The sequence below is a fragment of the Nocardioides sp. Root682 genome (assembly GCF_001427795.1).
GTDB lineage: Bacteria > Actinomycetota > Actinomycetes > Propionibacteriales > Nocardioidaceae > Nocardioides.
Genome location: NZ_LMHJ01000004.1, coordinates 333,820 through 355,192, shown reverse-complemented (window position 1 = coordinate 355,192; position 21,373 = coordinate 333,820). Strand labels below are relative to the sequence as shown.

Annotated in this window: 21 protein-coding genes; 5 read left to right on the top strand and 16 right to left on the bottom strand. The window is 66.8% G+C overall.

The window, feature by feature from the left end:
* Nucleotides 1-16: 16 nt before the first annotated feature.
* Together paaB and paaA are read right to left on the bottom strand one after the other, a co-directional pair.
* On the bottom strand, nt 17-313 hold the full coding sequence (gene paaB, locus ASD84_RS22435) for a 1,2-phenylacetyl-CoA epoxidase subunit PaaB (protein WP_056715861.1): 297 nt from the start codon (nt 311-313) through the stop codon (nt 17-19).
* A complete protein-coding gene (gene paaA, locus ASD84_RS22430; RefSeq protein WP_056715859.1) occupies nt 310-1,263 on the bottom strand; it encodes a 1,2-phenylacetyl-CoA epoxidase subunit PaaA in 954 nt (317 codons plus the stop codon). Before paaA ends, paaB begins: the two co-directional genes overlap by 4 nt.
* A 142-nt stretch (nt 1,264-1,405) precedes the next feature.
* Here paaA and paaZ point away from each other — a divergent pair, with 142 nt between their 5' ends.
* From paaZ to ASD84_RS22415, 3 genes are all read left to right on the top strand, one after another.
* Nucleotides 1,406-3,457, top strand: a complete 2,052-nt coding sequence (gene paaZ / locus ASD84_RS22425; RefSeq protein ID WP_056715856.1) for a phenylacetic acid degradation bifunctional protein PaaZ — start codon at nt 1,406-1,408, stop codon at nt 3,455-3,457.
* A 12-nt stretch (nt 3,458-3,469) separates the two neighbouring features.
* Nucleotides 3,470-3,769: an EthD family reductase gene (locus ASD84_RS22420; protein ID WP_056715854.1), complete on the top strand. Its 300-nt coding sequence runs from the start codon at nt 3,470-3,472 to the stop codon at nt 3,767-3,769.
* Between the two features lie 126 nt (nt 3,770-3,895).
* Nucleotides 3,896-4,516, top strand: coding sequence for a TetR/AcrR family transcriptional regulator (locus ASD84_RS22415; RefSeq protein WP_056715852.1), 621 nt, complete (start codon nt 3,896-3,898; stop codon nt 4,514-4,516).
* 6 nt (nt 4,517-4,522) lie between these two features.
* Here ASD84_RS22415 and ASD84_RS22410 read toward each other — a convergent pair whose 3' ends face one another.
* Nucleotides 4,523-6,058: a GMC family oxidoreductase gene (locus ASD84_RS22410; protein ID WP_056715850.1), complete on the bottom strand. Its 1,536-nt coding sequence runs from the start codon at nt 6,056-6,058 to the stop codon at nt 4,523-4,525.
* A 178-nt stretch (nt 6,059-6,236) separates the two neighbouring features.
* A complete protein-coding gene (gene paaK / locus ASD84_RS22405) occupies nt 6,237-7,544 on the bottom strand; it encodes a phenylacetate--CoA ligase PaaK (RefSeq protein WP_056715848.1) in 1,308 nt (435 codons plus the stop codon).
* Between the two features lie 123 nt (nt 7,545-7,667).
* Here paaK and ASD84_RS22400 point away from each other — a divergent pair, with 123 nt between their 5' ends.
* Entirely contained in the window at nt 7,668-8,600 is a 933-nt protein-coding gene (locus ASD84_RS22400; protein WP_056715845.1) for a helix-turn-helix domain-containing protein, read from the top strand.
* Between the two features lie 58 nt (nt 8,601-8,658).
* On the opposite strand, the gene styD is transcribed toward ASD84_RS22400, so the two are convergent.
* A complete protein-coding gene (styD, locus tag ASD84_RS22395) occupies nt 8,659-10,125 on the bottom strand; it encodes a phenylacetaldehyde dehydrogenase StyD (RefSeq protein WP_056715842.1) in 1,467 nt (488 codons plus the stop codon).
* A 201-nt stretch (nt 10,126-10,326) separates the two neighbouring features.
* Here styD and ASD84_RS22390 point away from each other — a divergent pair, with 201 nt between their 5' ends.
* Complete coding sequence (locus ASD84_RS22390; protein WP_156392181.1) at nt 10,327-10,569, top strand: hypothetical protein; 243 nt, start codon at nt 10,327-10,329, stop codon at nt 10,567-10,569.
* Between the two features lie 24 nt (nt 10,570-10,593).
* Here ASD84_RS22390 and ASD84_RS22385 read toward each other — a convergent pair whose 3' ends face one another.
* From ASD84_RS22385 to ASD84_RS22335, 11 genes are all read right to left on the bottom strand, one after another.
* Nucleotides 10,594-11,019, bottom strand: a complete 426-nt coding sequence (locus ASD84_RS22385; protein ID WP_056715836.1) for a PAS domain-containing protein — start codon at nt 11,017-11,019, stop codon at nt 10,594-10,596.
* A 33-nt stretch (nt 11,020-11,052) separates the two neighbouring features.
* The gene (acs, locus tag ASD84_RS22380) at nt 11,053-13,059 is read right to left on the bottom strand and encodes an acetate--CoA ligase (protein ID WP_056715834.1); all 2,007 of its coding nucleotides are present in this window, start codon (nt 13,057-13,059) and stop codon (nt 11,053-11,055) included.
* 33 nt (nt 13,060-13,092) lie between these two features.
* Nucleotides 13,093-13,800, bottom strand: a complete 708-nt coding sequence (locus tag ASD84_RS22375; RefSeq protein ID WP_162251585.1) for an enoyl-CoA hydratase/isomerase family protein — start codon at nt 13,798-13,800, stop codon at nt 13,093-13,095.
* Nucleotides 13,801-13,835: 35 nt separating this feature from the next.
* Nucleotides 13,836-14,510 (bottom strand): enoyl-CoA hydratase/isomerase family protein, encoded by a 675-nt coding sequence (locus tag ASD84_RS22370; RefSeq protein ID WP_082573970.1) that lies wholly within the window; start codon nt 14,508-14,510, stop codon nt 13,836-13,838.
* Nucleotides 14,511-14,608: 98 nt separating this feature from the next.
* Nucleotides 14,609-16,039, bottom strand: a complete 1,431-nt coding sequence (locus ASD84_RS22365; protein WP_056715825.1) for an aldehyde dehydrogenase family protein — start codon at nt 16,037-16,039, stop codon at nt 14,609-14,611.
* Between the two features lie 48 nt (nt 16,040-16,087).
* Nucleotides 16,088-16,819, bottom strand: a complete 732-nt coding sequence (locus ASD84_RS22360) for a glutathione S-transferase family protein (protein WP_056715822.1) — start codon at nt 16,817-16,819, stop codon at nt 16,088-16,090.
* Nucleotides 16,820-16,830: 11 nt separating this feature from the next.
* Complete coding sequence (locus ASD84_RS22355; RefSeq protein ID WP_056715819.1) at nt 16,831-17,553, bottom strand: glutathione S-transferase family protein; 723 nt, start codon at nt 17,551-17,553, stop codon at nt 16,831-16,833.
* Between the two features lie 46 nt (nt 17,554-17,599).
* On the bottom strand, nt 17,600-18,298 hold the full coding sequence (locus tag ASD84_RS22350; protein WP_056715814.1) for an SDR family NAD(P)-dependent oxidoreductase: 699 nt from the start codon (nt 18,296-18,298) through the stop codon (nt 17,600-17,602).
* Nucleotide 18,299: 1 nt separating this feature from the next.
* Nucleotides 18,300-19,544 (bottom strand): CaiB/BaiF CoA transferase family protein, encoded by a 1,245-nt coding sequence (locus tag ASD84_RS22345; RefSeq protein WP_056715813.1) that lies wholly within the window; start codon nt 19,542-19,544, stop codon nt 18,300-18,302.
* Between the two features lie 92 nt (nt 19,545-19,636).
* Nucleotides 19,637-20,182, bottom strand: a complete 546-nt coding sequence (locus ASD84_RS22340; RefSeq protein ID WP_056715809.1) for a MarR family winged helix-turn-helix transcriptional regulator — start codon at nt 20,180-20,182, stop codon at nt 19,637-19,639.
* Between the two features lie 55 nt (nt 20,183-20,237).
* Nucleotides 20,238-21,362 (bottom strand): peptidyl-prolyl cis-trans isomerase, encoded by a 1,125-nt coding sequence (locus tag ASD84_RS22335; RefSeq protein ID WP_162251584.1) that lies wholly within the window; start codon nt 21,360-21,362, stop codon nt 20,238-20,240.
* Between the last annotated feature and the right edge of the window lie 11 nt (nt 21,363-21,373).

Genomic DNA, 21,373 nt, shown 5'->3' with positions numbered 1-21,373 from the left:
CGCTGGACTTCTCCTCTCACATGTGGGGAACGTTGTCGGGGATCTCGTAGAACGTCGGGTGGCGGTAGACCTTGTCGCCGCTCGGCGCGAACAGCGGGTCCTTCTCGCTGGGGCTCGAGGCGGTGATGTCGGTGGAGCGCACGACCCAGATGCTCACGCCCTCGTTGCGCCGGGTGTAGACGTCGCGGGCGTGCCGCAGGGCAAGCGCGTCGTCGGAGGCATGAAGCGATCCGACGTGGACGTGGTTCAGCCCGCGCTTTCCACGGACGAAGACCTCGTACAGGGGCCACTCGCCCCGGATCTGCTCGCTCATGCGGACTCACCCTTCCGTGAAGAATCGTTGGCGAAGGCGAGTGCCGCCTCCCGAACCCAGGCACCCTCGTCCCAGGCTCGCTTGCGGTGCACGATGCGCTGGGCGTTGCAGGGACCGTCGCCCTTGACCACGGCCCAGAACTCGTCCCAGTCGGGCTGGCCGAAGTCATGCTGACCGCGCTCTTCGTTCCAGACCAGCTCGGGGTCCGGGAAGGTCACGCCCAGAGCCTTGGCCTGGGGAACGGACATGTCGACGAACCGCTGCCGGAGCTCGTCGTTGGTGTGGGTCTTGATGCCCCACGTCATCGACTGCTCGGTGTTCGTGGAGTCCTCGTCGGGCGGACCGAACATCATCAGCGCCGGCCACCAGAACCGGTTCACCGATTCCTGCACCATGGCGCGCTGCTCGTCAGTGCCCCGCATCATCGTCATCAGCAGCTCGAAGCCCTGCCGCTGGTGGAAGGACTCCTCCTTACAGATGCGGATCATCGCGCGCCCGTAAGGACCGAAAGACGTACGACAGAGCGGAACCTGGTTGCAGATCGCGGCGCCGTCGACCAGCCAGCCGATGGTGCCGACGTCGGTGTACGACAGGGTCGGGTAGTTGAAGATCGAGGAGTACTTCTGCTTGCCCGAGATCAGCATCTCGGTGAGCTCGTCACGGCTGACGCCGAGGGTCTCTGCAGCTGAGTAGAGGTACAGGCCGTGGCCGGCCTCGTCCTGGACCTTCGCCAGCAGGATCGCCTTGCGCCGCAAGGACGGGGCTCGCCCGATCCAGTTGCCCTCGGGTTGCATGCCGATGATCTCGGAGTGCGCGTGCTGCGCGATCTGGCGCACCAGCGACTTGCGGTAGCCGTCGGGCATCCAGTCGCGGGGTTCGATGCGATCTGCGTGCTCGATGGTCGCGTCGAAGTGGGCTTCGAGCTCGTGATCAGCGACTGCCGATGACATGGCGCCTCCAGGTGCGGGTCGACAAACCGAATGTTCGGTCGTTATATTACACAGCATCATCCGAATGACAAACCGAATGTTCGGTTGTGCGTGGCACTCTCGAGGGTCACTTGCAGCCGGGCGATCCGAAGGGAGACCCACAGTGACTGCACTGATGGAGAGCTACGTGGCGGGCGCCTGGTTCCGCGCGCAAGACGAGGGCGATGCCGTCCTCGACGCGATCACCGGCAAGGAGGTGGCCCGGGTCTCGACCCGCGGCCTCGACTTCGCCGCCCTCGTGGCACACGGCCGTGATGTCGGCGGGCCCGCACTGCGTGCGCTGACCTTCCACGAGCGCGCCGGCCTGATCAAGGCCCTGGCCAAGCACCTGGGCCAGTTCAAGGACGAGTTCTACGCCCTGTCCACCCGCACCGGTGCGACCAAGCGCGACTCAATGGTCGACATCGATGGCGGCATCGGCACGATGTTCTCCTACGCCAGCAAGGGCGCCCGGGAACTGCCGAACGACACCGTTGTCCTCGACGGAAACCTCGAGGGACTCAGCAAGGGCGGCACCTTCGTCGGACAGCACATCTACACCTCGCGCACGGGTGTCGCGGTCCAGATCAACGCCTTCAACTTCCCCGTCTGGGGCATGCTCGAGAAGCTCGCGCCGGCATTCATCGCAGGTGTTCCGAGCATCGTGAAGCCGGCCAGCCAAACGGCATACCTCACCGAGCTCGTGGTCCGGCGGATCATCGAGTCGGGCATCCTGCCGGAGGGCACGCTTCAGCTCGTCAGCGGCAGCGCCGGCACCCTGCTGGACGAGCTCAGCGAGCAGGACTCCGTCGCGTTCACCGGTTCGGCACACACGGCCGGAATCCTTCGCAACCACCCCTCGGTCCTGCACCGCGGCGTCCACCTCGGAGTCGAGGCGGACTCCCTCAACTGCTCGATCCTCGGCCTCGACGTCACCACCGAGGACCCGGAGTTCGACCTGTTCGTCAAGGGCGTCGTCAGCGAGATGACGGTCAAGGCCGGACAGAAGTGCACGGCCATCCGGCGGGCCATCGTGCCGGAGGGCATTGCCGACGCCGTGGTCGAGGCCATCAGCGCGAAGCTTGCCAAGATCGTCGTCGGCGACCCGACGAACGAGTCGGTCCGGATGGGCGCACTGGCCAGCCTCGGTCAGCGCGATGAGGTCCGCAAGGCAATCTCGGCCCTGCGCAGCAGCGCGGAGATCGTGTACGGCGACCCCGACGACGTCGAGGTCGTGGGCGCGGACGCCGAGAGCGGCGCGTTCCTCTCCCCCGTCCTGCTGCGTGCCCGCTCCGGCGCCACCGAGCCCCACGACGTCGAGCCCTTCGGCCCGGTCAGCACGGTGCTCACCTACGACAACACCGAGGAAGCCATTGCGCTCGCGGCCCGCGGCAAGGGCAGCCTGGTCGCGTCACTGGTCACCCACGACCCGCAGATCGCACGTCAGGTGACCCTTGGCCTCGCGCCGTGGCACGGGCGCGTGCTGGTCCTGGACCGTGACGACGCAGCCGAGTCGACCGGTCACGGCAGCCCGCTCCCGGTCCTCGTCCACGGCGGCCCCGGCCGCGCGGGTGGCGGCGAGGAGCTCGGCGGAATCCGCGGCGTGCTGCACCACATGCAACGCACCGCCATCCAGGCCTCCCCCGACATGCTGACCGCGATCACGGGTCGTTGGACCACTGGCTCGCAGCGTCTGGTCGACGACGTGCACCCGTTCCGCAAGAGCCTTGCGGAGCTCCGCATCGGTGACAGTGTCGTGTCCGGGTCGCGCACTGTGACGTTGGCCGACATCGACCACTTCGCAGAGTTCACTGGCGACACGTTCTACGCGCACACCGATCCGGAGGCCGCTGCCGCCAACGACCTCTTCGGCGGCATCGTCGCGCACGGCTACCTGGTCGTGTCGCTCGCAGCCGGACTGTTCGTCGAGCCCAACCCGGGCCCGGTCCTCGCCAACTTCGGTGTCGACAACCTGCGCTTCCTGACCCCGGTCAAGGCGGAGGACACGATCAAGGTCACCCTGACCGTCAAGCAGGTCACCCCGCGCACGTCGGCCGACTACGGCGAGGTCCGCTGGGACGCCGTCGTCACCAATCAGGACGACGCGCCCGTCGCGACGTACGACGTGCTCACCCTCGTCACCAAGACCTGGCCCCGCACCACCACTCAGAGCTGAAGGAGAACCACCATGTTCCGACTCACCGTCCAATACGACGTCCCCTCCGACCCGGCCACCTTCGACACGCAGTACTTCAGTCAGCACGTGCCGCTGTGCGCGTCGATCCCGGGCCTGCAGGCGACGACCTTCTCCAAGCCGAGGGTCGTCGGCCCGGGCACCGCGCCGTACCTGGTCGCAGAGCTCGACTTCGAGGACGTCGACTCCTTCAAGGCGGCCATGGCCTCGCCGGAGATGGGCGCCGTCGCAGCCGACGCCGACACCCTGCCCGCCGGCCGCGTGATGTTCACCGGCCAGCTCAGCGACGGCTGATCCCGAACTCCCCGTCCGGGCGCAGCCGGGGGCCGACGCCCGGACGGGGATTCCACTTTGAACTCCGCCTTCCCCGACCCGCACTCCTTCAGCAACCTGCAAGATCGAACATGGGACGATGACCAGATGAGCGAGCGCGTGGCACGAACCGGGCGAACGCTGCCCTCAGGTGAGCAGCGGCCGGTCTACAACCTCGACCGACTCCTCGAAGTGGCCGTCCAGGTCTTCACCGAGCGTGGGTACGACGGCACCAGCTTCGCCCACCTCGCCGAGGCCTCGGGCCTGTCGAAGTCCTCGATCTTCCACCACATCGAGAGCAAGGAGCAGTTGCTCCGCCTCGGCCTCGAGCGCGCCCTGGACCCCCTCATGGCGAGCACCGAGGAGGATGCGGCTCTCCAGGGACCTGCGATCGACCGCCTGACGTACCTGATCCGCCGGAACATCGAGATCCTCGCCGACCGCCTCCCGTACGTCACGCTGCTGCTGAACGTCCACGGCAACACCGAGACCGAGAGGTGGGCTCTCGAGCAGCGCCGCGCCTACGACAAGTTCGTCTCCGACGTGGTCGAGGACGCGATCGCACAGGGCGATGTCCGTGCGGACATCGACGCACGGACGACGGCCCGGTTGCTGTTCGGCATGATCAACTCGGTCCGTGAGTGGTACCGCCCCGAGCGGCACACCAAGCCCGCGAAGCTCGCCGAAGAGATCGGCTCTCTGATCCTGGACGGCATCCGCAAGCGCTGAGCCTGCTCAGTGGCCGCCGAGGATCAGGTCGGCTGCCATCTCCCCCACCATGATCGCGGGAGCGTTCGTGTTGCACGACGGCACCACCGGCATGATCGAGGCATCCACGACGCGGAGTCCATCGACGCCGCGCACCCGGAGCTGGGGGTCGACGACCGCCAGGTCATCGACGCCCATCCGGCAGGTGCCCACCTGATGGTGGTAGGTGCCGACGGATCGGCGCGCGAAGGCGCGTACGTCGTCGCGCGTGGTGGCTTCGGGCCCCGGAGCAACCTCGCGCTCGCGCCAGTCGTCGAGCGCGGCCTGGGCGCCGATGTCGCGGCACATCTCGATGGCATCGCAGAGTGCCTCGAGGTCGTAGGGATCGGCCAGGATGTTGGGATCGACGAGCGGCTGCGCCTCCGGGTCGGTCGACGCCAGTCGCAGGGTGCCGCGCGACCGCGGCGCCACGATGCCGGCAGCAATGGTGAAGCCGTGCTCGGGCATCTCGTACCCCTCGGCCGGGTAGACCAGGTGCAGGAACAGCGGCTGGAGGTCAGGAGCCTCGCCTGTCCAGCCCTGGCTGTCGGCGTAGAACTGGGCTTCGAGCAGGTTGTTCTCGCCAACAGGCAACGGCCTGCTCGACTCGTAGACCACGGAGATCAGCGGGTGGTCGTGCAGGTTCTCTCCCACGCCCGGCAGGTCCACGATGACGTCCACCCCGACGTCGGCGAGATGGCCGGCGGGGCCGATGCCGCTGCGCAGGAGGATCGCAGGCGAGCCGATGGCGCCGGCCGAGAGCACGACCTCCGACGCCGCTGAAGCAGTACGCCGCTCACCGTCGACGACGTACTCCACACTGACGGCACGGCCGTTCTCGAGGACCACCCGATCGACCAGGGCACCTGTCGTGACCGTGAGGCCAGCGCTGCCCTCCACCGGCCCCACGAAGCTGCGCCACGCGCTCATCCGCCGGCCATCACGCACCGTCATCTCGTTGAACCCGACGCCGCGCATGTCGTCGCCGTTGAAGTCGTCGTTGCGCTTGTGCCCGGCCGCGACAGCCGCGTCAACGAAGGCCTGCGCGGTCGGGTGCGGCGACGTGATCGGACTGACCGGGACCGGACCACCAATGGCGTGGTGTGCGTCGGCACCGGCGAGGTGGTCCTCCGACCGCAGGAAGAGAGGCCGTACGTCATCCCAGGCCCAGCCGTCACAGCCCTGCGCCGCCCATCCGTCGTAGTCCGAACGGTGGCCGCGCATGTAGATCATCCCGTTGAGGGAGCTGCTCCCACCGAGGACCTTGCCCCGCGGCCAGAACAGTGACCGTCCGTCGGCGTGCTCCTGCGGCACGGTCATCACCGCCCAGTCATGGTCACTGCCGAGCAGGAGCGGCCAACCCTGGGGCGAGTGCACCTCCTCAGAGGTGTCCACGGGACCTGCCTCCAGGACATGCACCGTCCTGCCGGCATCGAGAAGTCGGCGCGCGAGCGCGCTCCCGGCCGAGCCGGCGCCGATGATGACGTAGTCGGAGGACTGGTCGGTGGATCGTTCGTCGTTCATGAGGGTTCCTTGCTCGCTTGGGTTCGTGGCACCTTCAGTTTCCGATCGGCGCTCCCGTCCGACTTGCCCTCTCGCGAACACCACTTGACGCGGGGCGCACACGATTCGTCGTCCCTGTCGGACGCAGAACGGCCCCGACAGGAGTGCTCCCATCGGGGCCGTTCATGAGCGGTTCGGACTAGCGGCGCGGCCGATTGTCGACGATGCGTCGCATCTTGCCGACCGAACGCTCTACGGTCTCGGGCGGTACGACATCGACAGCAACGGTGACTCCGATGGAGTTCTTCACCAAGCGACGAAGCTCCATTCCAGCATCGCGAGCGGCGTCGGATGCGACGCCTCCGCGGTGCTCGACGAGGACAGTGAGGTCGTCGAGGTTGCCGGATCGGGACAGCACGCACTGGAAGTGCGGCGACAGCGACGGTGTCTTGAGGATCAGCTCCTCGATCTGGGTCGGGAACAGGTTCACCCCACGCAGGATGATCATGTCGTCCGTGCGGCCGGTGATCTTCTCGATGCGCCGCATCGTGCGAGCTGTACCCGGCAGCAGGCGAGTCAGGTCGCGGGTGCGGTACCTGATGATCGGCATCGCCTGTTTGGTCAATGAGGTGAGGACCAACTCACCCTCCTGCCCGTCAGGCACGGGCTCGAGCGTCACCGGATCGACAACCTCGGGGTAGAAGTGGTCCTCCCAGACGGTCAGGCCGTCCTTGGTCTCGACGCATTCACTGGCGACACCGGGACCGATGACCTCGGAGAGCCCGTAGATGTCGACCGCATGCATGTCGAGCCGCTGCTCCATCTCGAGGCGCATGTCATTCGTCCACGGCTCGGCTCCGAAGATCCCCACCTTCAGCGAGGTCGAGCGTGGGTCGATGCCCTGGCGCTCCATCTCGTCGATGATCGAGAGCATGTACGACGGGGTCACCGTGATGATGTCGGGCTGGAAGTCCTGGATCAACTGGACCTGACGCTCGGTCATTCCTCCCGACACAGGCACGACGGTGCAACCCAGTCGCTCTGCCCCTGCGTGGGCGCCGAGTCCGCCGGTGAACAAGCCGTAGCCGTACGCGTTGTGCAGGACGTGTCCCGCCCGACCGCCAGCGGCACGGATGCTCCGGGCGACGACGGTCGCCCAGATCTCCAGGTCGTCGCGGGTGTAGCCCACGACGGTGGGCCGACCGGTCGTGCCCGACGAGGCATGGATGCGGGAGACGTTCTCCCGCGGGACGGCGAACATCCCAAACGGATAGTTCTCCCTGAGGTCGGACTTGACCGTGAACGGCAGCTTCGCGATGTCCTCGAGAGACTTCACGTCGTCGGGGTGGACTCCGGCCAGTTCGAAGGCGGCCCGGTAGTGCGCCACGTTCTCGTAGGCGTGACGCACGGACCAGAGCAACCGGTCTCGTTGCAGATCGCGCAGCTCGTCGACCGATGCTGTCTCGATCGGCTCGAGCTCGCCCGGGCGGGGACTCAGGTCGTCCATGTGCTCACTCCCACGGTTCTCGTTGCTGTCGCCCCAGAGTTCCGGCGACGCGCTCCTCGAAGTTGGATTCAGACGCACGACTGTTGACCGACCGAACATTCGGTGCGTGTTACCCTGTGACGCGTGTCACCTCGAGAAGGATTCGAGTCCTGGGAGGACCGGATCTGCCACACGTTCGTGCCCCTGCGCGCGCGCTGCGCCGACGACACCGCCAGTTTCCACGGCGACGTCGACTCGACCACCTTGGGCGCGGTGGTGTTGGCGGACGTGGTCGCATCCCATGCCCAGGTCGAACGCACGCCCCGGCTGATCAAGGCCGACGACCCCGAGCTCTACAAGTTCGGGCTCCAGACCAGTGGGTCCAGCATCATCGAGCAGGACAATCGACAGGCGCACCTGCTGCCGGGCGACCTGGCAATCTACGACACCTCCCGCCCCTACCGGATCACCTTCAGTGACGACTTCCGGATGACCGTCGCCATGTTCCCGCGCTCACTCGTCCGGCTGCCCGAGCAGCAGATGGCGGCCCTCACAGCCGTACGACTGGCCGGTGACAACGGCCTGGGCGCACTGGTGGCACCCCTGATGCGCGGCCTGAGCGCACAGTTGAGTGCGACGCAGCCGATCATCGCCACCCACCTGGGCGACGCGGTCGTCGACCTGGTCACCGCCGCCTTCGCCCAGCAGCTCGACCTTCCCGTCGACCCGACATCCTCCACCGGGCACCGCACGCTCGTCGCACAGGTCCGCAAGTTCGTCGATGAGCGGCTCCGGGACCCGGACCTCACGCCCCAGATGGTGGCGGACGCACACTTCGTGTCGGTCCGCTACCTGCAGAAGGCCTTCGAGACCGAGGGAACCTCGGTGTCGGGCCTGATCCGGACACGCCGCCTGGACCAGTGCCGCCGCGACCTGACGAACCCGGGGTGCGGGCACTTCTCCATCGCCCAGGTGGGCCACCGCTGGGGATTCCCGGACGCGGCCCACTTCTCGCGACTGTTCCGCAGTACCTATGGGCAGTCACCGAGAGAGTTCCGGAAGACGCACGCCGCGTGAGGACGGCGAAGGGGCGAGCGCCTCGCGCCCGCCCCTTTGCCGTACAACCTCGAGAGCGTCACAGCACGACGGTCACGACCTTCTCCTCGGTGTTCGCGACGATGCCGGCCCAGCCGAGCTCACGGCCAATGCCGCTGGCCTTCATTCCGCCCCAGGGCAGGGCCGGGTCGATGGCCGCCCAGCCGTTGACCCACACCGCACCGGCACGGACCTTGGCGGCCAAGGTGTGGGCAAGTGAGACGTTCTGCGTCCAGATCGTCGCCGCGAGTCCGTACTCGGTGTCGTTGGCGATGGCGATCGCCTCCTCGACAGTGTCGAAGGGGATCACCGCGCCGACCGGACCGAAGATCTCCTCGCGAGCGATCGTCGAGCGGTTGTCGACGTCAGCGAAGATCGTCGGTCGCACGAAGAACCCGGGCTGGTCGGGCTGGGTGCCGCCGGCCACGAGTCGCGCCCCCTCAGCCTTGCCCTTCTCGATGTAGTCGAGGACGCGCTGCTTCTGCTTCTCGCTGACAAGAGCACCCATGGTGGTCGTCTCGGCGAACGGGTCACCCAGAACTTGAGCGTCTGCGGCCTGCGCAAGAGCATCGACGACGGTGTCGTAGTGGGAACGGTGGACCAGGATGCGGGTTCCGGCGGCGCACACCTCGCCCTGGTTGAAGAACAGGCCCATCGCGATGCCGTTGATGGCAGCCACCACGTCGGCGTCCTCGCACACGATCTGCGGGGTCTTGCCCCCGAGTTCGAGGGTGACGCGCTTGAAGGTGTCCGCGGCCGACTTCTGGATCTGGCGACCGACCTCCGGCGAGCCGGTGAAGCTGATCTTGTCAACGCCGGGGTGCGCCACCAGTGCGGCGCCCGCGGTGGACCCGAGACCGGGAACGATGTTCACGACGCCGGCCGGGAAGCCCGCCTCCTCGATCAGCTTGCCGAGGTGCAGGATCGAGAGCGGGGCGTCCTCCGGCGGCTTGACGACGATGGTGTTGCCGGCAGCAAGGGCAGGCCCCAGCTTCCAAGCAGCGATCATCAACGGCGTGTTCCACGGGACGATGGCGCCGATCACACCCACCGGCTCACGGACCGTGTACGAGTGGGTCTGCGCCATGCCCAGGTATCCGGCCGTGGGAATCGTGGTGCCCTGGATCTTGTCCGCCCAACCTGCGAAGTGCCGGAACGTGGCAACGGCGTTGGGGATGTCGAGCATGGCGGGCTGCCCCACGGGCTTGCCGACGTCGAGAGCCTCCAGCCGCGCCAATTCGGCGGCGTCGCGCTCGACGAGATCAGCGAGGCGGTAGAGCAGCGCGCCGCGTGCGGCGCCCGGCGTGGCAGCCCAAGAACCCTCCAGCGCCGCACGCGCAGCGGCCACAGCGCGGTCGATGTGCGCGGCGTCGCCGCTCGACACGCGGGTCAGCAGGTCGCCCGTCGCGGGGTTGATGTCATCGAAGGTCTGGTCCGCATCGGACCAGGCTCCGTCGATGAAGAGTCCGGTCACGAAGCTCGTCTGGGGCTCGGCTACAGCAGTCATTGCATCTCCTTGGGAAGTACGTGAGACGACCGTCCCAAGGGGACTCGCAGACGAGTTGCGCGTTCACGCACGGGCCTTGCCCATCCGCGACTTCTTCTTTGTTCTGAACTATTGACGTCTAAGATATTTAGTCACACACTAGTTGTGACGCCGCACACACCCACCACCGAAGGCGCCACTACCGAAGGCGAGGCAGTCATCATGAACACCACCACCCCCAACGACATGCTGGCCCAGTTGTGCCGGCAGCTCCACGACCTGGCCAAGGCCGAGGAGAACGCCGCTTCTCACGAAGCGGCCCGTGTCCCTTACTGGTCGGCCTGCCCGCCGAGCGTCACCGCTCACCGCGAGGCGGCGCGATCGCTCCGGGCCACGGCTCACAGCGTTGAAGCGCGGATCGGCATCTACGTGCCGTCCGCGTTCCCCGCACAGCTCGCCGGCTGAGAGGCGCAGACAGACCGGCCTCGCTCAGCGAGCCGCCCGGCGCAGTTCCTTCAGCTCGTCGAACGTCTTGCTGACATCGCGCAGGACGGCGACCGTCCCGTCGACGGAACCGGCATCTGAGAGCACCACCGCCAGCGTGAACTCCACCGAGATGCGACGGCCGTCCGATGTCAGGGCCGGCACGCTGAGCATCCGATCGGCGCCGTACCGGCTTTCGCCGGACTTCATGACCTCGACGTAGCCCTTCCAATGCGCCTCGCGCAGCTTCTCCGGGATGATGATGTCCAGGGACTTCCCGAGGGCCTCCTCGGACGTGAAGCCGAAGATCCGTCGGGCACCGGGGTTCCAGAGGGTGATCGTACCCTCCACATCGGTGGCGATAATCGCGTCAGATTCCATGCCCAGCAGGGCCGCCGCGATCTGTGGGTGTCCGTGGAAGTCACTCGTCATCAGAATCCTCCTGGCAGCATCACGGGCGGATGCTCAGTCGTCGGTCGAGGTGGTCTGGCCGGCGGAGATGAGATCCATGATCGAGGAGTCGGCCAGGGTCTGCGTGTCGCCGACGGTGCGGCCTTCTGCGACGTCGCGGAGCAAGCGACGCATGATCTTGCCCGAGCGGGTCTTGGGGAGCTCGGGGACGATCATGATCTGCCGGGGCTTGGCGATCGGCCCGATCTCCTTGCGGACGTGGTCGGACAGCTCCTTGATGATCCCTGCGTTGTCTGCTGCCGCCGCGGCCTCGAACTCCTCGCGCAGGATGACGTAGGCGACCACGGCCTGGCCGGTGTCGGGGTCGTTGGCCCCGACGACGGCCGACTCGGCGACCTTGGGGTGCGAGACCAGTGCGGACTCGATCTCGGTGGTGGAGAGTCGGTGGCCCGAGACGTTCATGACGTCGTCGACGCGGCCCAAGAGCCAGATGTCGCCGTCGTCGTCCTTCTTCGCGCCGTCGCCGGCGAAGTAGAAGCCCTCCTTGCGGAACCGCGACCAGTACGTCTCGGCGTAGCGGTCGTCGTCGCCCCAGATGGTCCGCAGCATCGAGGGCCACGGGGAGGTGATCACGAGGTAGCCACCGTAACCGTTGGGGACCGAGTGGCCGTCGTCGTCGACGACGTCGGCGTCGATGCCGGGGATCGCGGTCATCGCGGAGCCCGGCTTGCCGGCGGTCACACCCGGGAGCGGCGAGATCATCACCGAGCCCGTCTCGGTCTGCCACCAGGTGTCGACCACGGGGGTCTCTCGCCCGTCCACGCCACTCCCGCCAATCACCGTGCGGTACCAGATGTAGGCCTCGGGGTTGATCGATTCACCGACCGAGCCGAGGATCCGCAGCGAGGACAGGTCGAACTTGTCGGGGATCTCGCGGCCCTGCTTCATGAAGGAGCGGATCGCGGTGGGGGCGGTGTAGAAGAGCGTGACCTTGTAGTCCTGGATGATATGCCACCAGCGCCCACGCTCAGGGGCATCGGGAGTGCCTTCGTAGACGACCTGCGTGACGCCGTTGGCGAGCGGTCCGTAGACGATGTAGGAGTGCCCGGTGACCCAGCCGATGTCGGCGGTGCACCAGTACACGTCGTCGGGCTTGAGGTCGAACACCGCGTTGTGCGTGTACGCCGACCCCGTCAGGTAGCCACCCGTCGTGTGCAGGATGCCCTTCGGCTTGCCAGTGGTGCCCGACGTGTACATGACGTAGAGCGGGTGCTCGGCGTCGAAGGCCTGCGGGGCGTGCTCGGTCGAGGCCGTGTCGACGGCGTCGTGCCACCACACGTCAACGCTGTCATCCCAGGCAACCTCCTGGCCCGTACGACGGACGACCAGGACGGTTTCCACCCTGTCGGTCTTGGTGCGCGCCTCGTCCACAGCTGACTTGAGGGGCGAGGCGGTGCCGCGCCGATAGCCGCCGTCGGCGGTGATCACGACCATCGCACCGCAGTCCTCGATCCGCGAGGCCAGCGCGTCGGCGGAAAACCCGCCGAACACCACCGTGTGCGGTGCACCGATCCGGGCACAGGCCAGCATCGCGATGATCGCCTCGGGAATCATCGGCATGTAGATCGCGACCCGGTCACCCGCCTCAATGCCCAGCGCTGTCAACGCATTCGCCGCCCGGGAGACCTCGTCCTTGAGCTCGGCGTAGGTGATGTCGCGGGTATCGGCCACCCCATCTGTCACAGGTTCGCCGACCCAGTGGATCGCGACCTTGTCACCGCGCCCGGCTTCGACGTGCCGGTCGACGCAGTTGTACGACGCGTTGAGCGTGCCGCCCACGAACCACTTGGCGAACGGGGGGTTCGACCAGTCGAGGACCTGGTCCCACTTCGTGGCCCAGTCCAGCCGGTCGGCCTGGGTGGCCCAGAACCCCTCACGGTCGGCCTTTGCCGCGTCGTACGCATCAGCCTTCACGTTCGCGTCCGCAGCGAGGTCGGCCGGGGGTTCGAAGCAGCGTTCCTCACGCGACAGGTTGGCGAGGGTCTCCTCGGAGTCAGTCACGAACTACCTTCCAGCACAGAAGCAACAGGGTCATCAGTGAATCAAGATCGGCGCACACTGCTCGGCTCGGCGTACCCGGTCGGTACGGGCACCGAGGGCGCGCTCCAACTCCCCGGCAGCGGCACCCGGGAGCGTCATCTTTGCCCCGGAGAGCGCGGCGAAGGGAAGTCGGGCGAGCATGGCAGCCTGACCGAGGGCCATGTCCACGACGCGGTCAGCCGGGACCACATCGGCGACCAGGCCCCAGTCCACGCCTTCGCGGGCTGTGAAGACGCGGCCGCTCAACACCAGTTCGCGGGCGTGGTCTGAACCGAGGCAGCGCTCGAGCGCGTCGCGAACACCGCGGCCACGATGAGCGCCGATGGCGGATGTCGCGGCACTCAACTCGGCATCATCGGCGATCACCCGGAGATCACAGGCCAAGGCCAGGGCAAGCCCTTCGCCGCGGCAGCGTCCCCGCACCGCAGCAATCACGGGCTTCGGCACTGCAGCGAGACTGCTCACCAGCTGATCGGCTTGGAGATCGATCTCCTGTGTGCCGCGGAAGGAGTCAAGTGCGAGGCGACCGCCGTACTCCGCGAGATCATGGCCGTCACAGAAGTCGGAGCCGCCCCCGTGGATGACCACGGCACAGACATCCGGGTCATTCGCGACGGCGGAGAGTGCAATCACGAGCTGTGCACGAGCGGCGGAGTCCAGCGAGCTGTGCGACCAATCCGCACCGATCACGATCGTCGCCACGCCACCCTGCACATCGAGAGCGACGTCGGCCGACCTCATCGAACGCCGCCGCTGATCGTGGAGTCGAACGGCTGCTCGATCGGCCACACGTTGCGAGGCGCCGTAGCCCGCCGAGATGGTGCCTTTCGCGGCGGCATGGTTGTGCAGATACCCGCGGGCGGAGTGCCGCGCAGCGCAGTCTCTTGGGCTCGCGCAAGCAGAAGATGTCCAGGCACGATGGTCGCAGCGACGCCCCATGCGACGAGGGCGGCAGGCTCGACCGCTCCCAGCCCCAGCATCCGCTGACCGGCATCCGGTCCGATCTCGTCGTAGACCAGCGCTCGGGCAGTGCCACGCGAGCCAGTGCCCGGAGTCGCGCACAGTACGGCGTCACCGGCAATCACTCGGTGCCGGCAGGCCAGAGCAAGCGCCAGGCCCGCGCCGATGCACACCCTCTGCACCGCCGCGACGGTGACGAAAGGCACGGCTTGAAGGACAGCCACCAACCGAGCGACCTCCGGCAAGTCGTCGCGACCCGTCGCGAAGACATCGCCCGTGCCCGTGATGACAACGGCCCGGACGGCAGGATCGGTCGCGAGCTCGATCAGCAGGTCAGTCAAGCGGTCGGCCAACCTGGCGTCGATCGGGCCGGCGTGGCCGGACCAGTCGAGCGCAACGGTCACGACACCCTCGTCCCGGGAAACGGCCAGGTTCACGCCTCTCGCTGTCATGGCCCCGCCCCTTCGGTGTAGTCGTTCTCATCGTTGGAAGCGGACGCCGCCCCGGCGCCACGAGCCCGGGCGGCGTCCACGCTGTGGTCGGCGCTGGGTCAGCGCTTGACGTTGATGACGCGGATGTTGGTGTAGGCGAGGAGGCCATGCTTCGAGCCCTCGACGCCCACGCCGGACTGCTTGATGCCACCGAACGGCACCGACGCGGTCACCACGGGGTGCTGGTTGATCCAGACAGAACCCGCCTCGAGGCGCTCGGCAACCTCGACGGCTGCCTCCGGGTTCGAGGTCCAGACCGACGCGCCGAGACCGAACGACGTGTTGTTGGCACGCTCGATCGCGTCGTCGAGGTCGGTGTAGGTGAGGATCGGCAGGACCGGACCGAAGGGCTCTTCATCCACAAGCGCCACGCCCTCAGAAACATTGCGCACCAGGGTGAAGGGGAACCAGTAGCCGGGACCCTCGGGGATCTCGCCCTCGAAGAAGACGTCGGCACCGTTGGCACGCGCGTCCTCGGTCAGGCGCTTGACGTGGGCGAGCTGAGCGGCGTTCTGCACAGGGCCGGCGACCACGCCCTCCTGCGTTCCCGGTCCGACAACGACCTTCGCCGCTTCCTCGGCCAGCACCTGGCTGTACTCCTCCAGCTTGGACGCCGGGACGTAGAGCCGCTTCAGCGCCGCGCAGACCTGGCCGGTGTTGGAGAAAGCTGCCCAGAACAGGTCCTTGCCGATGACCTGCGGGTCAGCGTCCTCGAGGACGATGCCAGCGTCGTTGCCGCCGGCCTCGAGGGTGACGCGCTTCAGCGTCGACGAGGCAGCACTCATGATGGCCTTGCCGGTCGGAACCGAGCCGGTGAAGGCGATCTTGTCGATGTCGGGGTGGGTCGTGAAGGCACGGCCCAGTTCGTCGCCACCAGCCAGCACCTGGAACACACCAGCCGGCAGCGCGTCCTGCAGCAGCTCACCGAGACGAAGCGTGGCCACGGGGGTGTACGGCGACGGCTTCATGATCATGACGTTGCCTGCCACCAGCGCGGGCACCAGCTTGAACATGGCCGCGAGGACCGGGTAGTTCCACGCCGTGATGGCACCGACGACACCGATCGGGTCGTGCCGGACCTCGACCCGGCCCGTCTCGTCGTCCTTGATGACCTCGGGATCGAGCGTGATGGCGCCGAAGAACTCGACCTGCCGCAGGGAAGCCATGATCTCGCCCCGGGCGTTGCCCAAGGGCTTGCCCTGCTCGCGCATCACCAGCTCTGCGAGCTCGTCGATGTTCTCCTTGACGACCTCACCGACGCGGCGAATGGCGTCCTGCCGCTCTGTGAGCGGGAGCTTGCGCCAGATCTTCAACGCAGCCCGCGCCGCGGCAACCGCTTCGTCGAGCTGTTCGACGCTGGCAGCAGGGACCTCGATGAACGGTTCGCCCGTGGAGGGGTCGACGACCGAGATGGTTTCGGGCGAGGACACGAAGGCCCCGTTGATGGTCAGCTGCGGGACCTTGTAGTCCGTAGCGGGAGCGGAAGTCATGAAACGCCTTTCACAGTGGAGTGCGGTCATCGGTTCACCGAGCCGTGGTCAGACCGACGCCGGCAAGGGCGACGGGGTGGAGGTAGGGGCGACGCCGAAGAGTCGCTGGTACTGCTCACTGGACAGACCGGTCGGCATCCCCGATGCGGCGGGACGTTCCGCCACCCTCGACTTCGCCGACGGCCGATCCGAGATGCGCTGGGACCACGCTTCGAGAGCCGGGTAGTCGGCAATCGCGACGTTGTACGCCTTGAGTACCCGGGTCCATGGAAAGCAAGCCAGGTCGGCGATCGAGAACTCGGTTCCGACCAGGAACTCGCGGCCGTCCGCGAGCAGGGCCTCGAGCACCTCGCAGGTCCGCTTCGTCTCGTTGACGAAGCGCGCGGTGCTGTACTCGTCGTGCACACCCGCGTCGGGCGCGTAGGTCGTGAAGTGAGCCGCGTTGCCGGCCGCAGGCCCCTGGTTGGCCACCTGCCAGGTCACCCAGCAGATGGCCTCCCAGCGCTCAACCGGGTCGACCGGCAACAAGCGCCCCGTCTTCTCCGCGAGGTACTGGAGGATCGCTCCGGACTCGAAGATGCGGACTGGTCGACCACCGGGACCGTCGTGATCGACGATGGCGGGGATCTTCGCGTTGGGGTTCACCCGCACGAAGTCCTCGGAAAACTGCTCGCCCTCCTTGACCGCGATCCAGTGGACCTCGTAGGGAAGCTGGAGCTCCTCGAGGGCCATGTGGATCTTGCGCCCGTTCGGCGTGAGGTCGTAATAGAGGTCGATCATGAATGTGTTCCTCAGACTCCGAAGCGCTCGCGCATGCGGTTCTCATAGGCCACCAGGCCCGACTTGCTGAGCGCGTAGTCCTTACCTGCCCAGTCCCATGCCGTGGGGTCGGTGATCTGACGAAGAGTCGAGTAGACGGTCGCGTCGTATGACGTCGGCTCGTCGCCGAGCAGGAACTGCTTGTCCCCGATGAAGGCCTCGATCGCGTCCAGGTCCTCCTTGAGGGAGACCAGGACGTCCTCGTCCGACCGCTTGCCGGTGCCCTGCTTGTCCTGCTGGTCGGCGATCCGGTCGCGCAGGCCGTAAAGGAACTCGCGGACCGGCGGCGGCGGGTCGTCGGTGCCGACCATGAAGGGGATGTACTTCTCGAACTCGGCCGGGTAGCGCCAGCGCGGCTGGATGATGCCGGTCCAGTATGTGTACTCCTCGACCATGCGCTGGAAGGCCAGGCCCTGGGCGTGCTCTGCCGGGCTGAGCGACGCGTCCAGCTTGTCGCCGTACTTGTCCTTGAGGTACTGGATGATGCGGGTCGAGTCGTGGACCTGGGTGCCGTCCTCGTCCACGATCCGCGGCAGCTTCGCGGTCGGCGAGTCCTTGTGAAGGGTCGTCGGGTCCTGCTGAACGAACGTGAACGGGATCTCGGCCATGGTCAGGTAGTTGGTGACCTTGGTGACGAAGGGGCTGACACACGCCAGGCCCCAGGCCGGGCCGTAGCCGTAAAGGGTGATCGTCATTGCTCTTACTCCTTGGATGCGAAGCGGTAGGGAGGGTGGTTCGAGATCACCAGGGCAGGATGTCGCCGTTGGCGTGCTGGAACTTGCCGCCGGACTCGACGGTCAGGGCGCCGAGAACCGAGATCAGGTTCGAGGCCGCCTGCTGAGGAGTCACCAGGATGCTGGCGGCCCTCTCGCGGTCCTCGTCCGTCATGGCGTCGAGGAGACCGGTGTTGACCATGCCGGGGTGGAGCGCCTGCACGGCCACTCCCACCTTCGACAGGTCGTGATGGAGGTTGAGGGCGACCATGTTCGCCGCCGCCTTGGAGATGCGGTAGGCGTAGTCGCCACCGCTGGTGTTGTCGTTCATCGAGCCGACACGGCTGGTCAGGATGCCGACCTTGCCGCCGTCGACCAGAAAGCCGCGAAGGGCGCGTACGACCCGCAGCGGCCCGATCGTGTTGATCTCGAACTGCTTGCGGACGTCGTCGTAGTCGACCGTGTCGATGTTGTCGAGGTACATCACCCCGGCGACGTGGACGAGCCACTCGATCTCGACGTTGTCGTTGGAGAGACGCTTGACCAGCTGGTCAACGGCGTCGTCCGAGGTGACATTGATGCCGGATTCGACAGCGATCCCGCTCGCGGCGAGCTCGCTGCCATCACCCATGGTGACGGCAAGGACGTCGTCGCCCGCGGCGTGGAGTTGCTCGGCGATGGACCGGGCGATTCCGCGGTCAGCTCCGATGATGACTTTGGTGGGCATTTCAGGCTCCTTGGGTGATCACGTGGGTTTCGTCGTCCGAGGCAGGCGGCTGGCTTGCCTCGTGACCGATGACGCCGTCGCTGAGAAGGCGGTCGATCCTGGTCTGGTCCATGCCGGCCTCGGCAAGGATCTCGAGGCTGTGCTCACCCAGAGCCGGAGCTCCGCGCGGCGGCACGACGGGTGTGTCCGAGAACCGGGCTGCCGTCCGCGCCTGGCGCAGGCGACCGGCGAGCGGGTGATCGGTCTCGATGATCGTGCCGGAGGCAATGACCTGCGGGTCCTCGATGACCTCGAAGCGGCGCAGAGCCGGGGCGCAGGGCACGTCGTGGGCGGTGAGCAGTTCGAGCCATTCCTTGCCGGTGCGCTCGAGGAGCACCTTCTGGATCTCTTCGAGGCGCTCGTTCACATTGGCGTCGCGCTTCGCGGGGGTGTTGAAGCGCTCGTCCTCGAGAAGGTCGGGCCGCTCGGCGGCACCACAGAAGGCCACCCACTCCTTGTTGCTCATGGTGGAGACCGTGATGAAACCATCAGCGGTTTCGTAGATGAGGTCGATGAAGCTGGCCGCCTTCTCGGGCGTCACCGGCTTGTCCACGAAGGTGTAGGCGTTCATGTCACTGGCCCACATGAACGACAGCACGCTGTCGAGCATCGAGAGCTGGACGTGCTGGCCCTTGCCGGTGGCGGCGCGGGCGACGAGTGCGGCGCAGACGGCCTGGGCGGCGGTGATCGCCGTGAGCTTGTCCGGGAGGACCGTCCGGATGAGCCGCGGACGGTCGTTGTCCGAGCCGGCCTGGATCGTGGTCAGGCCCGAGACTGCCTGGACGATCGGGTCGTACGCCCGTCGGTCGGCGTAAGGACCGGACTCGCCGAACCCGCTGATCGAAAGGTAGACGAGCCGCGGGTTGATGGCGCTGAGCTCGTCGAAGGAGATGCCGAGCCTCTCGACGACCCCAGGACGGAAGTTCTGCACCAGGACGTCGGCCCTCTCAACGAGCTCTCGCAGGACCTGCTTGCCCTCGTCGGACTTCAGGTCGAGCGTCAGCGACCGCTTCGATCGGTTGACGTTGAGGAACATCGAGGCGAGCCCGCCGACCCTGTTCGGCAGGGACCGTACGTGGTCCCCCTTGAGGGGCGGCTCAACCTTGATGACCTCGGCGCCCTGGTCTCCCAGCAGGTCCGCTGCCCAAGGGCCGGACAGCATCGCCGAGAGATCCAGTACGCGGATGCCAGTCAGTGGACCAGCCATTGTTTACCTCGCTAAGGGGGGTGTGACGTCGATTACAAGAACACCTTAGCGAAGTAACTTCTTAGGAGTCAAATACTTTCTTGGAAAAGATTTCAGCTGGCCCGCGTCGAGGCCGGCGACTCGAAGTGCAGGAGGAACTTCCGCAGCAAGACTCGGAATGCCTCCAGCTCCTCAGCGTCGAAAACCTCGTCGAGCAGGTCGTTCTCGGCGTGCACCACGTCATGGAGAACCGAGTCGATGAGCTTCATCCCGGCCGGAGTCAGCTGGACGTCGACCCGACGACGGTCGCTCACGTCGAGGTGCCGTGAGACCAAACCGGCCCGCTCCAGCTTCTCCAGGCGCTGCGAGACGCCGCCCGACGTGATCAGCGAATGCTTGGTGAGCTGTCCGGCAGACTGCCGGTACGGCTCGCCCGAGCGCCGCAGCATCGCCAGGATGTCGATCGTGGCTCGGTCGGTGTCCCAGCGGCCGAGGCGGTCGTTGCGGACACGGTCGAGGTAGCGCCCGACGCGCCAGATCCGGGTCACGATGCCGATCGAACTGACGTTCACGTCGGGACGCTCCCGGCGCCAGTCCTTCTCGACTGCGTCGACGCCGTCGAGCTCGATCCGCTCCGGGGGGGAGAGTAGGTTGTCCATAGTACTAAGAATCTCACACCGTCGACGATTTTGTGGTGAACCCTCGCGACCAACTTCATTGCTTTTCGATGTCCTGAGGCAATGACGTGGGGTCGGCAGGACGGAAGTCCGCGTGGTATTGCACGTCCGACTCGGCCAGGAGATCCCCGAGGAAGGCACGCCAGAGATCCACGGCTTCCTCGGTCTCCAGTGCCTGCTTGAGCTGCGGCTGGATCACGGTGAGGGATGCCGGCGTGGACGGGACGGCCTTGGCAACGCGTCCCACGTGCCAGCCCGTCTCAGTCTCGACGGGCCCGAACAGTCCGCCCTCGCGAGCGCCGAACGCAGCCTTCGCGTAAGCGTCATCGAGATCAGCCGCCGTGGCCAGACCGAGCTTTCCACCCTGGGCCGCCGTGGCCGAGTCGATGCTGTACGTCTTGGCCACCTCTGCGAAAGGCTTGCCCTGCCGCAGCAGCCGGAGCACCGCCTGCGCTTCGGCCTTCGTCTCCACGACGACGTTGAGCAGCTCACGCTGCTCCGGCGTCGCCAACTCGTCGCGACGATCCAGAAAGGCGTCGCGCACCTCGTCGTCAGTGACGTCGGCTCCGGCCGTGACATCGTCGAACAGAGCTGCCACGATCGCCTGCTGCCGCAACTCCTCGCGAACCTGTTTCTCGTTGGCGCCCATGACGCCGAGAGCCTCCACGAAGGCTCGGCGCCCTCCGTCCGGATACCGCTCGCTGATCAGCTTGGCGAGAATGTTGTCGACCTGCTTGTCGGTCACGACGATGTCGCGCTTCTCGGCAGCCTGCTGGATGAGCATTGACACGACCGCCGACTTGGCCGCGTCCCGTTGGAACGTGTCTCGTTCCTTCTTCGCGGTCGGTTCCTTGAGGCCGTACAGCGCCTTCAGCGCGTCGATCCTCTGATCCAGCGCTGCCTCGGTGATCTCGGTGTCACCCACCTGGGCAACGATCCCGTCAGCGACGCCCCGGTCCCGGACGAGGTAACCCGTACCGGCGGCGAGGAGGAGCGAGACTGCCACCGCGATGCCGAGAGCGAACCGGGGACGCGCGGAGGCGCGCTCCCTAAGCCCTTGGATGACCGACCCGATGGTGATCGGCGACCTGGGCGCGTCGGCCGTCTCCAGATCCTGATCGTGATCGAGGTCGGAGTCGTCAGTCGGGACGGCGTCGTCCATCAGGCTGTCGT

Coding starts and splice junctions, on each gene's coding strand:
- ASD84_RS22335 (WP_162251584.1), bottom strand. CDS start 21,362: ATGGACGACGCCGTCCCGACTGACGACTCCGACCTCGATCACGATCAG.
- styD (WP_056715842.1), bottom strand. CDS start 10,125: ATGACTGCTGTAGCCGAGCCCCAGACGAGCTTCGTGACCGGACTCTTC.
- ASD84_RS22350 (WP_056715814.1), bottom strand. CDS start 18,298: ATGCCCACCAAAGTCATCATCGGAGCTGACCGCGGAATCGCCCGGTCC.
- ASD84_RS22415 (WP_056715852.1), top strand. CDS start 3,896: ATGAGCGAGCGCGTGGCACGAACCGGGCGAACGCTGCCCTCAGGTGAG.
- ASD84_RS22410 (WP_056715850.1), bottom strand. CDS start 6,058: ATGAACGACGAACGATCCACCGACCAGTCCTCCGACTACGTCATCATC.
- ASD84_RS22345 (WP_056715813.1), bottom strand. CDS start 19,544: ATGGCTGGTCCACTGACTGGCATCCGCGTACTGGATCTCTCGGCGATG.
- ASD84_RS22365 (WP_056715825.1), bottom strand. CDS start 16,039: ATGACTTCCGCTCCCGCTACGGACTACAAGGTCCCGCAGCTGACCATC.
- ASD84_RS22370 (WP_082573970.1), bottom strand. CDS start 14,510: ATGACAGCGAGAGGCGTGAACCTGGCCGTTTCCCGGGACGAGGGTGTC.
- ASD84_RS22390 (WP_156392181.1), top strand. CDS start 10,327: ATGAACACCACCACCCCCAACGACATGCTGGCCCAGTTGTGCCGGCAG.
- paaB (WP_056715861.1), bottom strand. CDS start 313: ATGAGCGAGCAGATCCGGGGCGAGTGGCCCCTGTACGAGGTCTTCGTC.
- ASD84_RS22360 (WP_056715822.1), bottom strand. CDS start 16,819: ATGATCGACCTCTATTACGACCTCACGCCGAACGGGCGCAAGATCCAC.
- ASD84_RS22420 (WP_056715854.1), top strand. CDS start 3,470: ATGTTCCGACTCACCGTCCAATACGACGTCCCCTCCGACCCGGCCACC.
- paaK (WP_056715848.1), bottom strand. CDS start 7,544: ATGGACGACCTGAGTCCCCGCCCGGGCGAGCTCGAGCCGATCGAGACA.
- ASD84_RS22385 (WP_056715836.1), bottom strand. CDS start 11,019: ATGACGAGTGACTTCCACGGACACCCACAGATCGCGGCGGCCCTGCTG.
- ASD84_RS22355 (WP_056715819.1), bottom strand. CDS start 17,553: ATGACGATCACCCTTTACGGCTACGGCCCGGCCTGGGGCCTGGCGTGT.
- paaA (WP_056715859.1), bottom strand. CDS start 1,263: ATGTCATCGGCAGTCGCTGATCACGAGCTCGAAGCCCACTTCGACGCG.
- ASD84_RS22340 (WP_056715809.1), bottom strand. CDS start 20,182: ATGGACAACCTACTCTCCCCCCCGGAGCGGATCGAGCTCGACGGCGTC.